General features: G+C 31.4%; 24 protein-coding genes and 2 pseudogenes. 25 read left to right on the forward strand and 1 reads right to left on the reverse strand.

The window, feature by feature from the left end:
* Positions 1-201 precede the first annotated feature (201 nt).
* From O3646_RS02305 to O3646_RS02400, 20 genes and pseudogenes are all read left to right on the forward strand, one after another.
* Positions 202-501 carry a hypothetical protein gene (locus O3646_RS02305; protein WP_371610466.1) on the forward strand — a complete coding sequence of 100 codons (300 nt, stop codon included), beginning with the start codon at positions 202-204 and terminating at the stop codon, positions 499-501.
* Positions 502-681, forward strand: coding sequence for an HNH endonuclease (locus tag O3646_RS02310; protein ID WP_371610512.1), 180 nt, complete (start codon positions 502-504; stop codon positions 679-681).
* 37 nt (positions 682-718) lie between these two features.
* Positions 719-1,204, forward strand: a complete 486-nt coding sequence (locus O3646_RS02315; RefSeq protein ID WP_371610467.1) for an SMI1/KNR4 family protein — start codon at positions 719-721, stop codon at positions 1,202-1,204.
* A gap of 106 nt (positions 1,205-1,310) precedes the next feature.
* A complete protein-coding gene (locus O3646_RS02320; RefSeq protein WP_371610468.1) occupies positions 1,311-1,697 on the forward strand; it encodes an ankyrin repeat domain-containing protein in 387 nt (128 codons plus the stop codon).
* A gap of 57 nt (positions 1,698-1,754) precedes the next feature.
* Entirely contained in the window at positions 1,755-2,495 is a 741-nt protein-coding gene (locus tag O3646_RS02325) for a hypothetical protein (RefSeq protein WP_371610469.1), read from the forward strand.
* Positions 2,496-2,873: 378 nt separating this feature from the next.
* A complete protein-coding gene (locus O3646_RS02330) occupies positions 2,874-3,083 on the forward strand; it encodes a hypothetical protein (RefSeq protein WP_371610470.1) in 210 nt (69 codons plus the stop codon).
* 652 nt (positions 3,084-3,735) lie between these two features.
* Complete coding sequence (locus O3646_RS02335; protein ID WP_371610471.1) at positions 3,736-4,335, forward strand: DUF6707 family protein; 600 nt, start codon at positions 3,736-3,738, stop codon at positions 4,333-4,335.
* A gap of 101 nt (positions 4,336-4,436) precedes the next feature.
* Complete coding sequence (locus O3646_RS02340) at positions 4,437-4,913, forward strand: hypothetical protein (RefSeq protein WP_371610472.1); 477 nt, start codon at positions 4,437-4,439, stop codon at positions 4,911-4,913.
* A 68-nt stretch (positions 4,914-4,981) separates the two neighbouring features.
* A complete protein-coding gene (locus tag O3646_RS02345) occupies positions 4,982-5,299 on the forward strand; it encodes a hypothetical protein (RefSeq protein ID WP_371610473.1) in 318 nt (105 codons plus the stop codon).
* A 94-nt stretch (positions 5,300-5,393) separates the two neighbouring features.
* Positions 5,394-5,519, forward strand: a pseudogene (locus tag O3646_RS02350) (RHS repeat-associated core domain-containing protein); the annotation flags it as partial.
* A 99-nt stretch (positions 5,520-5,618) separates the two neighbouring features.
* A complete protein-coding gene (locus O3646_RS02355; protein ID WP_371610474.1) occupies positions 5,619-5,888 on the forward strand; it encodes a polymorphic toxin type 8 domain-containing protein in 270 nt (89 codons plus the stop codon).
* 14 nt (positions 5,889-5,902) lie between these two features.
* A complete protein-coding gene (locus O3646_RS02360) occupies positions 5,903-6,742 on the forward strand; it encodes a DUF2750 domain-containing protein (protein WP_371610475.1) in 840 nt (279 codons plus the stop codon).
* A gap of 130 nt (positions 6,743-6,872) precedes the next feature.
* Positions 6,873-7,409 (forward strand): hypothetical protein, encoded by a 537-nt coding sequence (locus tag O3646_RS02365; protein ID WP_075567340.1) that lies wholly within the window; start codon positions 6,873-6,875, stop codon positions 7,407-7,409.
* A 65-nt stretch (positions 7,410-7,474) separates the two neighbouring features.
* Positions 7,475-7,639, forward strand: coding sequence for an RHS domain-containing protein (locus O3646_RS02370; protein ID WP_371610476.1), 165 nt, complete (start codon positions 7,475-7,477; stop codon positions 7,637-7,639).
* Positions 7,640-7,693: 54 nt separating this feature from the next.
* Positions 7,694-7,891: an RHS repeat domain-containing protein gene (locus O3646_RS02375; protein WP_371610477.1), complete on the forward strand. Its 198-nt coding sequence runs from the start codon at positions 7,694-7,696 to the stop codon at positions 7,889-7,891.
* Between the two features lie 25 nt (positions 7,892-7,916).
* Positions 7,917-8,267 (forward strand): hypothetical protein, encoded by a 351-nt coding sequence (locus O3646_RS02380; RefSeq protein ID WP_371610478.1) that lies wholly within the window; start codon positions 7,917-7,919, stop codon positions 8,265-8,267.
* Entirely contained in the window at positions 8,267-8,620 is a 354-nt protein-coding gene (locus tag O3646_RS02385; RefSeq protein ID WP_247912216.1) for a hypothetical protein, read from the forward strand. Before O3646_RS02380 ends, O3646_RS02385 begins: the two co-directional genes overlap by 1 nt.
* Before the next feature lie 59 nt (positions 8,621-8,679).
* On the forward strand, positions 8,680-9,180 hold the full coding sequence (locus O3646_RS02390) for an SMI1/KNR4 family protein (protein ID WP_045615700.1): 501 nt from the start codon (positions 8,680-8,682) through the stop codon (positions 9,178-9,180).
* Positions 9,181-9,833: 653 nt separating this feature from the next.
* Entirely contained in the window at positions 9,834-10,238 is a 405-nt protein-coding gene (locus O3646_RS02395; RefSeq protein WP_247912218.1) for an immunity 22 family protein, read from the forward strand.
* Between the two features lie 191 nt (positions 10,239-10,429).
* Positions 10,430-10,612 (forward strand): hypothetical protein, encoded by a 183-nt coding sequence (locus O3646_RS02400; RefSeq protein WP_247912219.1) that lies wholly within the window; start codon positions 10,430-10,432, stop codon positions 10,610-10,612.
* Positions 10,613-11,474: 862 nt separating this feature from the next.
* Here the strand turns inward: O3646_RS02400 and O3646_RS02405 are convergent.
* Positions 11,475-11,671, reverse strand: a pseudogene (locus tag O3646_RS02405) (hypothetical protein).
* 159 nt (positions 11,672-11,830) lie between these two features.
* On the opposite strand from O3646_RS02405, the gene O3646_RS02410 reads away from it, so the two are divergent.
* From O3646_RS02410 to O3646_RS02430, 5 genes are read left to right on the forward strand one after another with little or no spacing between them, the layout of a single operon-like run.
* Positions 11,831-12,472, forward strand: coding sequence for a hypothetical protein (locus O3646_RS02410; RefSeq protein ID WP_000933083.1), 642 nt, complete (start codon positions 11,831-11,833; stop codon positions 12,470-12,472).
* Positions 12,473-12,481: 9 nt separating this feature from the next.
* A complete protein-coding gene (locus O3646_RS02415; protein WP_125394038.1) occupies positions 12,482-13,567 on the forward strand; it encodes a toprim domain-containing protein in 1,086 nt (361 codons plus the stop codon).
* A 50-nt stretch (positions 13,568-13,617) separates the two neighbouring features.
* A complete protein-coding gene (locus O3646_RS02420) occupies positions 13,618-13,851 on the forward strand; it encodes a DUF5965 family protein (protein WP_371610479.1) in 234 nt (77 codons plus the stop codon).
* Positions 13,848-14,231 carry a DUF5945 family protein gene (locus tag O3646_RS02425; RefSeq protein ID WP_002933294.1) on the forward strand — a complete coding sequence of 128 codons (384 nt, stop codon included), beginning with the start codon at positions 13,848-13,850 and terminating at the stop codon, positions 14,229-14,231. The genes O3646_RS02420 and O3646_RS02425 overlap by 4 nt, the downstream gene beginning before the upstream one ends.
* Positions 14,232-14,268: 37 nt before the next feature.
* Entirely contained in the window at positions 14,269-14,541 is a 273-nt protein-coding gene (locus tag O3646_RS02430; RefSeq protein ID WP_037606804.1) for a hypothetical protein, read from the forward strand.
* The last annotated feature ends 18 nt before the right edge of the window (positions 14,542-14,559 follow it).

Genomic DNA, 14,559 nt, shown 5'->3' on the forward strand with positions numbered 1-14,559 from the left:
TTCAGCCTGCAAAACCAGTATGCCGACCGTGAGACGGGGCTGCATTACAACTTCTTCAGGTATTAAGAGCCTGATGTGGGGTGGGGTGACCCGTTGGGGCTATCTATTTCAACAGTCATTCATATGGTGCAAAAGGTAAACATATTGTTCCTGCATTGCCTGATATAACATAAATTCTATATTTTATTTGAGAAATTAATTATGAAAAAACAAGAAATTATTTTAAGTATGCAAATGGCTTTTCTTGGGGCAATTTGTAATAAAGTCAGACTTATTGCATTTGATATGACTGAAGAATTATTTGCTCTTTATGTATATATTGACTCACCACTGACAGATGATGAGTATGAAGCAATAGATAGTGCAGTTACAGATGTATTGGCTGATTTTCCAAATTTTCTATATGAAAAAATATATATTATTGAAAATAATGATAATATTCTTTCATTAAATATATACAAAGGATGCTTTTTTATGAGATTTGAAAATAAAGTAGATTAAATAACACGTTGTAAAAAAACAGCAAACGATAAATATGATGCAAAGACTCCTCCAGGGTTTGTATTGCATCATGATACAGGAGGGATGATGAGGTTACTTCCTAAAGATATACATAAGTCTGTGAAACATACAGGTAGTGCGGCTCAACATCAAACACGGAAGGGAAAAGGAAAGTGTTAAATAACTTAGTAAAATTAGTAATAGGAGTGATTTGAAAGTGAATATTAAATTTAAAAAATTCGGTCTAAGCCCAGAAGACATACAGCAGATGAGAAACTATGGAATTTTGCCAGATAAGAAGACTTTAAAAAGTTTAAGTAAAGCATATAATTCAATCAACCCTAGCATCGAAGATATTATTGAATTTCAAGATAAATTAGGTTTTAAAGTTGATACAGATTATGTTGATTTTTTACTTAGAAATAATGGAGGGATTCCATCAAAGGTTAGAATAAAAGGTAATAAGATAGTTATTGATCATTTTTTGTCTTTTAAGTCTGATTATAAACTTAATTCGATTATTGATATATATTCCGATTTTCAGCAATATGGATTACCAATTGCAAATACTCCTTCTGGAGATAGTATTATTTTGTCCTCAGATGGGAAAGTTCGTTTTTTTAATCATAATATTGATTCTATTGATGAAGAAGTCGGTGTGATTGCAAATAATTTTTTAGAATTGCTTGAGAAATTATATTAGTAAACTTTGGTTAGCTGAAACCCTCAATCCTTACATAGAGTGTGTACAGTACGCACGCGGTTTCTGTTTTATTAAATTTATCAACTTAGAACTATAGGTATTGTTAATGAAAAAAGAATTATTATCTATTTTAAAAAAATATGAAACGCATCCTGATTTTTTAGGTGACACTATTGAAGACGTAAATCAAGTAGGAAGTATGGATGATACAGTTTTACATATTGCAGCCAGAATTAATTCTTTAAATGATGCTCTTGTATTTCTTCAAAATGGGGCATTGATCGATCTTAAAGGGGACTTAGGATATACCCCACTACATTATGCATGCATGTTTGGAAATATAGAAATGGTGAAAGTACTCCTTGACAATGGATCTGATACAAATATACAAAATGAATTTGGAGAAAATGCCGTTAGTATTGCAATTAACTCATCCAGCGAAAATAAAGAGAAGATAGTAAAACTATTAAATAATTTTAAAAAACGTAAATAAAAAATAGATAATAAATCAATCAAATGGTGCCATATCTTAAAATGTAGAAAGTAAGACATGAAAAAAAATAATCTCATTTTATTAATTAAAAATCAAATGTCAGATAAACAAAAAAATGAAAATGCTTTACATTTAAATACACTTTTACTAAGCTCGATAGAAAATCCTAGTATAGATAATGATTGTTTCATAGAATTATTTAGCTATTATTCTAACCTATCCCAAGGAGAAGTAAGTGAACTATTTAATTTGCTACAATCTTTAACCAAAAATGAAATCAATATAATTCAAGATTTTTTAGAATATATCTCCAAATTTGTCAAAGACTTAGGACTATGTTGTGAATTTGAAAAATTTCTTATGGAGGTAAAATATATACAAGAACGAAATTGTCTAGAGGAAAAGATTAGGCCTACTTTCCCAGTTTTCAAAGTTGATAAAAATAACATCATAAGTTTTGATGACAGTGACAACTCTTATATATTTTCTATAACGCAACTATCTACTAAAACTTGGATTGAGATAACATACGATGATTTTCTCTCAATACTTGAATCATTAGAGTGGCAAGCTTATACTAATAAGGCTATATTATATTTTACTCCTTGCTGTTTAAAATATATTTTTTCTAATTTATCTAAATTTTATTTATATGGTTACGTTGTTGACTTTTTATATATTGCCCTAAGAAACCAAAGTATGATATTTAACACTACTCAAATCAACTTAATCATTAATTTTTTAAAATTAATCCAAAATTTTAACCAGGAAATTAGTGTCGAAACACAAAAAAAATAACAAATACTATCCAACTTTATTTATAACTTCCGGGACGCAAGGGCATACTTTCCCATACCGCCACCAAACCAGCCTGGCTGATGCGCCATTCTTCCTCACTTACAATGAGCAAACGCTATATCGTGCGCACCGGCGATATGTTCCATATGAACGGCAAGTTCAATAAAAGATCCCCCCGTCCAATCTGACCAAGACCCAATTAGGTTGCTAGGGGGCTTTTGCCTTTATCAACTTGCATCGAATACGTAAGGATGGGGTGATTGGTTAGGTCTTTCCAAAAAATTAACTAAAGGTATCGTATATCGAATGGGTTCAGCCACTGATAATAATTTAACTCCAAGACCTGGGAAGGATACTGAAAGTGGCCTATCTACATCAATGGATAAACCTATTGGAAAATGCCAAGCAATTGATGTTTCAAAACTTGAAAAATCAGGACTTGAGGCCATTAATGATCATGGAAATCATGTATTCTTTCGGTCAACTAATGACCCTGGTTTTATAAAATTGAAGGAATGGGCTTCTACTAGGGGAACAGATGTCACACATTCATTCACGCAAGCAGTCAAAAATGCAATAATTAAATAAACGGAGGTTTAAAATGGAAATTAATAAAATAATTGAACATTTTACAAAATTAAGAGAAACTTAAGCTTCAAATGATAAAATTCTTAAAGCGGATTTAGATATTTACTTAAAACAATCTAGTTTAAGAATTGTATTCAGTCTACTTTTAAAGGAAAATATTCTTATATACGACGATAATGATGAAATAGTTTTAGAGTTATTTATAAATCGAGAGAATTCAAAAGGAATGGTTGATATATCTGACTCCAGAGGATATTATTTTTTCAAAGACAAAGAAATAAAAATTTGCCCTGAAAATAGTAGTTATTTGGAAGAATTAATATATGATTCTATAAAGAATATTACTAAAGTTTAACTTAAGCAAGTGCGAATGGTTAAATCAAGATCCTATTCAGAAATCAAATATGTCATTTCAATTTCAAATATATGCAGGAGAGATAGATAATATGTTCCAGCAAGATTTTGGAGATGAGTTTTATTATTTTTTCTGTAATGAAAATTATTCAGAAGGTAATGTTTTTGTTCAAATTACCTAATGAAATATGTAGAGAAAGCAGCACCTAAATCTATAAAAGCAGCATTATCGCATTTGTCTGATGGTGTTCAAGTAAAATTCAAGATAATCTAGCCAATATATGGAGGCCTTAAAACTATGAATATAGACTTTAATAAAATTGCTGAATTTTGTGTTACAAAAAATCAGAAAAAGAAGATTGCTATTCTTCAAAAGAAATTTTCTTTTAATAATTCCAAGAGTAGAGAAGCGCTTACCGACTTAATTAGTAGTTTATTTGTCAATAAGATATATGAACCTTTCAAAATCATTATTCCTGCTATTTTACAAGTGAAATTTGAAGAGGATTTTGAAATATGGGGAGATGTAGAATATATACTTGGTCTTTTGAATGCGTCTCCTATTATTTCTAGTGCTCAGAAAAAGCAATCTTTTGAATTACTAAAGTCTGTAACCGAGTATAAAAGTCAAAAAGGTGCTCAAGAAGGATTAGATAATTATTTTGCACGACACCTATCACTATATTTTGTTGAAGAAGGAATGGAAAATGTGAAGGAATCAATTGAAGATGATGATCTTGAACTTGAATACTTTATGAGGTTAGGACTATTATCTTCTGCTTCTGTAGTTAAAATTATCTGCAACTCTACTAATGATTTATTAGAAAAACAAATGAACGAGATTATTTTGAAACAAATTCAAGCATTACATGAAGAAAAATTGTTGAAATATAGTTAAAAACCAGCAAGCCGTAGCCCGCACAAAACCTTCAGTCCCGACGTAGGGTGTGTGCGGCGCGCACGCGTTTTCTGTTTTCGAACAACATAGGAAATAGTATCATGACAACTTTAGAAAATAAGATCTTTACTTTAAAACAGAATCATTTAATGAAAAAAATGAAAGAAATTCATTTTTTAAATAATTTAATTTCAGATTCTGAAAAAATTATTCCATATCCACTCTCATGTGAAATAATAAATCGTACTTTTACCCCCTATAGAAATATAGAATTATCAAAAGAAAATTTTAGTTTATCGATAAAAAATGAAATATTAAATTTTTTTGCACCAGATGAAAATAATATTGCTTATGTATACTTTTATGGAGGAATAAATGATTCGACTGAAACACCAATAGAATTATTCCCCTTGTTTATTATCAAAATAAAAAATATTAGCGATTGGCTAGAATTAATAAACAAACCTAATTTTTATTGTTTAAAATTCTTTAGTCATAAAATAGATAAAGTTATCGATATATCTCTACTCGACAATGGGGAAGATGTGTTATCTATTTCTATTGGACTGAATGCTTAACTTTAAAAATAAATAAACTATTCCTGCAGAAGCAATCCTTTGCTTTGTATAACTTAAAGGTGGTTACCATGAAAGAATTATTAGAAAAACTTGAAAATAATAGTTTTATTGATAAGGTCAGAATGGATCTTGAATTCGATGTAAAGGAATATCAAGAATTATTAAAAATTTTAAATGAAATAAAGCATTATACTCATAATCATAATCTAATTGAAAAAAGATTGGCGTCTTATTTATATGAAATACCGAAATTAACACATATTTGGTATCTCAATTTAAAAGACGATCCAAATAAAAATGAATCTTCTATTGTTAATCAACTTGAAGAAGCATGGATAGAGTTAGATTCAATAATTGGAGAAGAAATTCTTGGTCAAGGACAATAACTTCCTCTTAACAAACAGTAGTCGTAGGTTAGGTCGAGTTACGCTAAATATCAAGGTTATCTGAAATCGATTTTCAGACGACCTCGAAGAAGAAACATGGTTTCATTACAACTTCTTCAGGTATTACGAGCCTGATGCAGGTTGGTTTGTTAATCAGAATCCGATTGGGTTGCTGGGTGGAGAGAATCTATATCAGTTTGCTCCTAATATTCAAAATTAGGTTGATTTTTTAGGACTGCGAAGAAGTTATGCAGGAAAACAGGAACGTATTAGGGCACTTGCAACTGATAAATCTCAACCTCGTTTTGTCCGTGGCTGGGTGCAGAATGAAATTAGAAGAGTAGAGACTCGTAAGAGTCTAGGTAAAACTACTAAATTGTCCTTGAGATTACCACCTAGCTTTGATTTAGCTCACTGGAGAAAATATGAGAGTAAGAAAGGGTTTAGTTATACCTTTACGAGTCTTTTGACAAGAATATTACATAGACTTCAGCATAAAAAAGATAATGGTGATCGAAGACAACCTTTGCGAGCATCAAAAGAATATGGTGGAAAATCTGAGCAAGAAATCAAAGATTCACGAAAGTAGAAAGGATTTAAATAATGGATCTGCCAAAACAAGCAATTGATTCAATTGTTAAACTATCAGCTAAAGAAAGATTGGATTATTCTATTAAAACTATATCTGGTATTGAAACTCTATACCTACTAAATGGAAAGGATGACTGGATATGTTTGCAAGATGATGAAGGAAAAGAATATCTAATGATCTTTCCAGAATATGAGTTTGCGGAGTTAGCTCTCCAATGGAATCCTCAAGCATTGAGAATAGATGAAATGGAACTAGAGAACTTCTTAGAAGATACCGTTCCTTTAATGTCTGAAAATAATATTAGATTAGCTATTTTTCCTATAGATGAAAAAAAAGAAACTATTATTTTGGATCCAATTGAATTTGCTAAGATGATCAATGACTATTTTTATGAGTGGTATGGGGAAGAATTTGATTTACCTTATTTGTCGATGGTTTTACAACAAAAAGCAATAAATGCAATTCTTAATTTGTCCAGTCAAGAACGTTGTGAGCATACTTTAAAAAGGATAGCTGACTCTGGAGTTCTATATGTTTTAGCAGACGAAGAAGGAGATTGGATATTATGGGGAGATGAGAAAAATTCATCTTTAGCCATATGGCCTGAATTAGAATTCGCAAGAATTATGGCAAATTCTGAAGATAAGAATTCTGATATTTATGAAATTGAGATAGAAGAATTTTTAGAGGATGGAATACCATGGTTGATAGAAAATAATATAGGTATAGCTGTCTTTCCGATTTCTGACAATCCTGAAACTATTGATATGAAGGCTATTCAGTTTGCCGCCTCAGTCAATAAAATCTTAGATGAAAGTTATGATGAGGCCTTAGATTTGCCTTATCTTTAAACGAATAGTCAGTTCAAGATCTAACCAAACCGTAAGGTTGTCTGAAATATTTGTTCTTTAAATAAACATTTTAAAAATATACTTGTACTGCACCAATTTCTAAAAGTAATAGTAAAAAAGGAAAAAAATGATGACTCTTTATCAAATATACTCTGCTGTTGATAATAAAGATGCTTATGCGGACTTAAAACAGGATGATAGAAAAATTGTGGAATTTATTAATTACAATAAAGGCAATTATACAGATGAAGCAGTTTTTATAGCTCAGAGTGGATATACCTCCAAAAATATTTCTAAAACAGATTATATTCAAACAATTCCTAAGATGTTATTGTTCTCTGAAACTTTTATTAATAAATTAGCTGATACATTAAAAAATGAATTAGATTTTTTTCCAGCTAAACTTAGAATTAAGAATGATGAATTTAAATTTTTCCTTGGAAAAATTAAATTAACTGCTGAATTGGTAAATTTGGAAAAATCAAATTTTTATGAAATAGATGGAGAGAAATTTATCGATTATCCACCTGTATTCTTTGAAAATATATCTGGCTTCGAGTTTTGTGCAAAAGATATAAATGATGATTTAATTTGGGCTTTTTCTGATAAATTCAAAGAATTAGTTGTGAGTAATAATTTGAAGATGGAATTTCTACCTCTAACATGAAATATTCTGTAAGTAAGTTATAGTAATCCGTAGCCCGCACAAAACCTTCAGTTCTGACGTAGGATATGTGCGGTACGCACGACCCCTTGGCGCAAGTCCGCAATTGGACAACCGCAGACGACGAAAACCGACAACAAACCCACTACTTCCACTGCGACCAAATCGGCATCCCGAGAGAGATGACCAATAGCGAAGGTAATCTGGTTTGGTTTGGTAACTACACCGGCTGAGGTCGTCTGAAAGAAGAAACCAAGGTAACGGATAGTACTTACCAACCCTTCCGCGTGCAAAACCAGTATTGCGACCTTGAAACGGGGCTGCACTACAACTTCTTCAGGTATTATGAGCCTGATGCGGGTCGGTTTGTTAATCAGGACCTGATCGGGTTGTTTGGTAGAGATTATCTATATCAGTTTGCGCCAAATGCGGCTATGTGGCTTGAACCTTGGAGATTAGCAAAATTTGGTTCTGGAAAATGTTAAGAAACAATGTTATAAGGAATTATTTATGGAAATTATTTCAAAAAACACGTATTACAAGATAGAAGATGGTATTCTTACCATTGCATTTGCAGATAGTAAAAAACCTAATCCTAATAATTACTTAATCTTGCAAAGAGAAGTTGACGACTTAGAATACTATTATTATGAAATAAACAGCCAGCAATATTCAGGAATAGGTGGCTTCAAAAAGGTAGAAATTCATTCCAATAAATTAGTTATTTATTTTCAAGAAAAACAAAAAATTTATCAAAATAGTATTGAAAATCTAATTATTACTTATCAACCTGATAAAAGATTAAATGAATATATTGAGTATATTTTTGGAGAATCAGATTGTGAGGTTGTAGTTTGCTAATGAAAAATAAATCTATGTGGAACCCAGTAGCAATTTCATTTGATGAGTCCGATGATGAAGGTTTGTCATATATCTACTTTGATTTGGGAAATTTTCATTATTTCACCCTAACCTTCAATCAAGATGAAGATGATCAAATATACCTTGAATTCAATGAACAAACGTTTTCAATTGAAAGCAATAACGTTGCTTATGATTTAAAAGGTAATATCTTATCATTCGATTTCGGAGAAGATATTCAGAAATCTTTGAAAATCGAGAAACATATTGATATTGAAATAAATATAGACACTGATATGGTTTCGTTTAGGAAAACACTAGAAAATATTTTTTTAGCAAAAAACAGAATATAACTTGTATAGGTAAGCTAGCTGTAGCCTAAACAAAAACTTTCAGTCCTAAGGAGTATTTTATGAAAATCAAAGAATTAATTGAAAAATTAGAACAAAAAGGTAGCCATCAATTTTTGAAGGCAGTATCAAAACCAAAATTTGCTTTTCCTTTGCCAAAAGATTTAGAATTCTTTTATGAAAATTATGAATATGCTATTCTCAATATTGATACTTCTTGTGAAATAAGAATCAGTTCACTTTCAGAATTGCAACCAACAAACCAAATTCTATATCCAGCTGATGATGTTATTTGGGAGGAGTTGGCAGATGATATCAGTAATGATTGGTTCATGATTGCATCTTCTCAAGAGCTTGGTCAATTTATCAGTATAGACTTAAACAAAAAAAGATTTGGTTTTTGTTATGATAGTTTTATAGAAACTCATGCTACACCTGATGAGTCTCCCATTATTGCTAAGTCATTTACAGAACTACTGGAAAAATTGGTTTCAAATGAAAAAGAATGGTTTTGGTTAGATTCTTCTTTTCAAAGCTATGGTGATGCTTATGAAAATGAATGAGTAGGTTGTAGCCCTTATGTAACTCTCTATCACAACGGAGAGTATGTTTGGAGCGCACGTAAGTAGTTTCTAAATTTCAACCCTAGGAAGGATTTAATCCATGATTAAAAATTTAAAAATTAATGACGGTAAAGCTACTGCTTTAATATCTTTATCGCCTAGTGATATGCAACTGTATGATATACCCATTTTTATTGATGATGAATCATGAGATATACAAAGAGAAAGCCAAATTTATCCAATTCTTGATAGGGTAGAGAGCTTTTTTAAACGAATAAACATTGATGATTTAATAAGAGACATTTCAATAGAGATTAATCAAGCTTGTTATGAGCAAAGTGATTATGAACCAATAGAATTAGATAATAAAGAATTAGCAAATGATTTAAAAATTGTCAATACTACAGCATATTTTGATGATTTAGTATTTATATACTATTCTGGTTCGTTTCTTCCTGATATGGAAATATCTGCTCAAATAACTTATGAAGGTGAATTAGAAAATTTGGAAATATATGATAAATAGCAAGCCGTAGCCCGCATGAAACCTCAAATCCCGACGTAGGGAAGCACGCGGTTTCTGTTTTCAGACGGCCTCTGTAATGAAATAAATTTTAAATTAAATTTTCGATAATTGAGAAAGGACGATTAAAATGCTTGATTCAGATACAAAAAATATGATTTCTGTATGGATAGGAACATCAAATAAGACGTTAGATGAATTTAATAAATACACTGAAGGAATGGAAGATTCAGATTCTCAATGTCCAGCATTTGCAGATTTTGGGGTTTCATTTATTGATTCAGACTTTTTTGTAGCTTTTCGTACCAAAAACGGAGAGATTGTTCCAATTGAAATTTTAGCTGAAGAAATTGGTACGCATTCGAAAAAAGCCACAGAAGAAATTATAAGAGCTTCTAAAGAAAAAGGTGTGAATGAAGGGAATTCTTTGTATTATTATGCAAACGCTACTTTTAAACCCGATAATCCAGAAAAACTTTATAATGACTTAAAATTTATAGGAACGTTTAAAGATCCTAGAAAAAAGTTTCGTTAAATTGGTTGCCTAGCCAGCTGTAACTTGCATAAATTTTTAAATTCACAGGTAGAGTGCGTGCCTCAAAGCATGCACGCAGTTTCTGCCTTTCAGACAACCTCAATTCTTTTTCGAGGTCGTCTGAAATATTTGTTCTTTAACAATCTCATTACCATTAGCAATAGCATTCTATCTAGAGGTCATTTTTCCTGATGGCTGATAAACTGGAGATAGCGGGGAAGCTTAGTAAAGAAGAAATTGATTGGATTATATCCAAAGCTGTCTGGATTGACCCAATAGTTTCTTCAACAGACGAATTACTAGGAATTAGAAATCATGAAAATTCTAGAGAACAAAAAGAACAATATCTGAGTGAGAAAAGGTACTATTGGTAATTTTGTGTTTTTAGTTTTACAGAGTGTAGTGTTATTGGAGTAAATTATTAACTAATTTAGTAATAAATTAGTTTACCTTTTTTAAAATAGGAATTTGGTACAAGACAGTATATTCTTTCGTTCTAAAGTGTTATTTAAATGTTGATTCTATCCCTTTCGTTCTATAATATAGATGCTTGCTAGCACCACATGAGGAGAAATCATGAGGGATATTATCAGTTGAATAAGTAAGAGTATAATCTACATCTCCAAAGTAGGAGTGGCTAGTTCCAGCAGAAAGACCTTCATAGGTTTTATAACTGAATAGATCGACTTACTTTGTTGTCGAATTTTTCCTGTTCTTCAAGTAATTCTAAGGAATAGACGACAACTTTAAAATCAAATAAGCTAAAAACGCTCTAAAATCATTAAATTAACATAAAAGTGTTTTTTATTGTCAAAATATACAATTGAAAAAATTTCCAGTTTTTTTAAAATCACTTTCTTAGATGATAATTTAATCAAAATATGATATAATACAGAAAAAGTAAAAATAACAAAAGTAACTTACAGAAGTAAAAGAAAAAAAGTAAATTGATAGCCACGGCGGATATTCCTTGCATCGTTTAGAAGGAGTTGCTGTGGTTATCGTTGTTGCTGAGCTAATTAATTGCTCTTATTACTTAGATGAAGTTACTTTTATTATTGAATTAATTTGAATAATAATAACGATCAATGAAAGTACTCATCGATATTCCCTTTATGCAGTTTAGAGCACAAAGGAAAATAGTACTGATTTGATCGTTTTTTTGTGTATTGACATCATAAAACACAGTAAGAACCTTCAGTCATAATAAACAAGGAGATAACATGAGATTTGTTGTCAAAAGACTTTATCTGAATCTAAATTCGGATAAGGTTTTTATTAGCCTTGATTCTTTCATATACTTCATAACTAAATTGGAGTAATAATTTATGAAAATCGTTATCCTCACTATTATTACTTGTATTTATGGCTTGTTTATGTCGTTCAATATGAGAAAGAGCTCTTCTCAAATTTTCTTCTTTTAATTTGTTCATATTTATATTATAAACTGAAGACAGCTAATTTTGATATTTTTCTCTGAACTGTACGATTTTGCGCCTGAAATGTAGGAATTACCTTTCGTTGTGATGTGATAAAACTTACAAGTTCTTTTTGTTATTCTTGACCTAGTTTTTATAGAAAGAAGGTCTAAGATGTTAAATAAAGTCAAAACTAAAGCCTTGATTAGTGTTGGAGCAGTGGCTGCGACTAGCTTTATTCTCATGATGGGATATACTGCTGGTCAACATTCTACTGCTAAACAAAGTCGCAAAGAAATCGAATTGGCTGCAGCTAAACTTGTAGAGGACAAACAAGCAGAAGATAAAGCCAGCATTTTGTCATCAGATACTGTAAAAGAATTTTTGACACAGTACTATACGAAAGAAAAGCTCGGAGAAAATAATACACGTATTCAACCTTATATGACTGAATCAGCTTATTCTCAAGAATTGTCAAGTCAAAATGATGCCATGAACCAAGTTTATAAGGACTATATTTTGGATTATCATTTTGAAAAAGCAGATATCTTTGTCAATCAGACTACGAATCAAGCCATTGCCATGGTCTCTTATAATGTAACCTATGTATCTGATTTAAAGAATGCCAACCAATCAAAGACAAATCAAACAGAAACCAGAACTGTTAAATTGTCCTATTCTAAACTACCTGGTAAGTTATTGGTCAACCAAGTACAGGTTTGGAAATCTGGGTTAGATGATTTAGATAAGGCAACTCCCAAAACTTTAGAAGAATCCTCATCTGTTCCATCATTACCAAATACTACAACAAAATGATGATATTGCATGGAAATAGAAGAATGTAAGCAAATTTCAATTCTTGATGTAGCCAATCGTTTAGGTATCTCCTTTAAACAAGTTTCGAGCAGTGTCTATGAACATCCTGAACACGATTCATTTCGGATTTTTTCAACTACCAATACTTTTAAATGGTTTTCAAGAGATATTCAAGGTGATGTCATTGATTTTGTTCGACTTGTTCAGGGAATTTCCTTTAAAGAAGCTCTAGCCTTTCTTTCTGAAGAACCTTTTCAAAAAGAAGCTGTTCAAGAAAAAAGAGAGAGACCTTTTTATTATCCTTTAAAGAGAATAGAAGATTCTAACTGTAGTCTGGCCAGATATTACTTAACAGAATGTAGAGGAATTTCAGAAGAAATCGTACAAAGGATGATTCAACAAGGTTTAATAGCACAAGCCAGCTGGAAAACAAATGAAACAGTTGAACCTGTTATTGTTTTTAAAATCTTTGATCATCGTCACAAGCTGCAGGCAGCAAGCTTACAGGGGATTTATAAGAATCACTCTCTTCCTAGAGAGAGGCTGAAAACGATTCTAAAAGGAAGCCATGGATATATTGGAATATCCTTTGATATTGGTAAACCAAATAGACTGGTCTTTTGTGAATCGTTCGTCGATTTGATGAGCTATTACGAACTTCATCAACAAAATCTATCTGATGTTCGTTTGGTATCTATGGAGGGATTAAAAAGGTCTGTTGTCGCTTATCAAACTTTACGACTGATAGCTGAAGAAAATCAGAAATTGGAATTTTTAGATACAGTAATACCTTCAAAGTTATTGCCTTTAATCAATACAATTCGTGATACAACCAGCTATTTTGATAATCATCCTGATTTATTGACACTGGCAGTAGATTGTGATGATGCAGGTAAAGATTTTTCTGATAAGTTATCTCAAGCTGGATTGCCTGTTTTACTGGATTTACCTGATAATGAATCTGGGAAAGAAAAAGTAGACTGGAACGATATTCTTCGAGAAAAGAAATCAGATTTACAATTGATGATCGAGAATGCAAAAGAGACATTTGGAAATCCACCAGTAAGACAAACCTCTCAATGTTTAGAATTGTGATAACAAAATCAAGATGTTTTAGCTAATATTAGAATGAAGGAGGATCGTATATGACCATTATTGAACGCTTAGAAGAAAAGGTCACTAGGCAAGAAAGTAAGGTAGCAAGAGAGACAGAAAAACTAGCTGCTTACAAAGAGCAACTGGAGACAGCGATGTTTGCGACGTTCAAAAGGCGTCAAAACATTAGTCACATGAGTTTTGAAGAAGCTCTTGACCATGCATTTGGCAAAGAAAGACAATTCGATGATTCTGAATTTAGAAAGGATGAAATGAGTGAATGACAAAAGATTGGAATTTTAATCAACCATTGGAAAGTAAATCAGAAAATCAAGAAGATCCAGATAAAATTGCGGCCTTATTTGGAAATCATCAAGGAGGTAATGATGTAAATTATGAAGCAGCTTTTCAAAAGCGCAAACAAGCACCTGTGACGGAATCAAATTCTAGTTCTAAACCCAAAGTTACAGAGGTTAGAACAGGAAAAGAGACAGATATCACTACAAGTTATCAGCAACATCTTAAAAGACTTATTGCAGATAACAATAGCGATATTCAAAGTAGTCAAAAGAAAATTGAAGAGCTACATACGCTGATTGACACAAAGAATAAAGACAATAAGAAATTGCAGTCAATTTATGATGCGATTTCCGAATTACACTAAGCAGTCCTGATAGGCTGCTTTTTTTGAGAGGTTATAGATGTTTACAAAACTTTTTAAGAAAAATCACGACAATAGTGATGTATTTAAAAAGCTGATTCATAGACTATCTGATATGTCTGTCCAAGATCTTGAAAAAATAGACCGACTGCTAGATATCATTTTCACTCCAGATCAAGGATCAGAACAACTAAAAACAGAAGCAACTTATAGAGAAGAAACTTTGGACGACACATTAAAGGAAGCTAAGAATCAACTTCATAAGGAACAATTGGAGAAGAATTTAGAGAGATTTAGGAAAAATAGTCAATAATGCACCAAATTTGGTGCA

This window comes from Streptococcus sp. 27098_8_148 (genome assembly GCF_041432105.1).
Lineage (GTDB): Bacteria > Bacillota > Bacilli > Lactobacillales > Streptococcaceae > Streptococcus > Streptococcus parasanguinis_AE.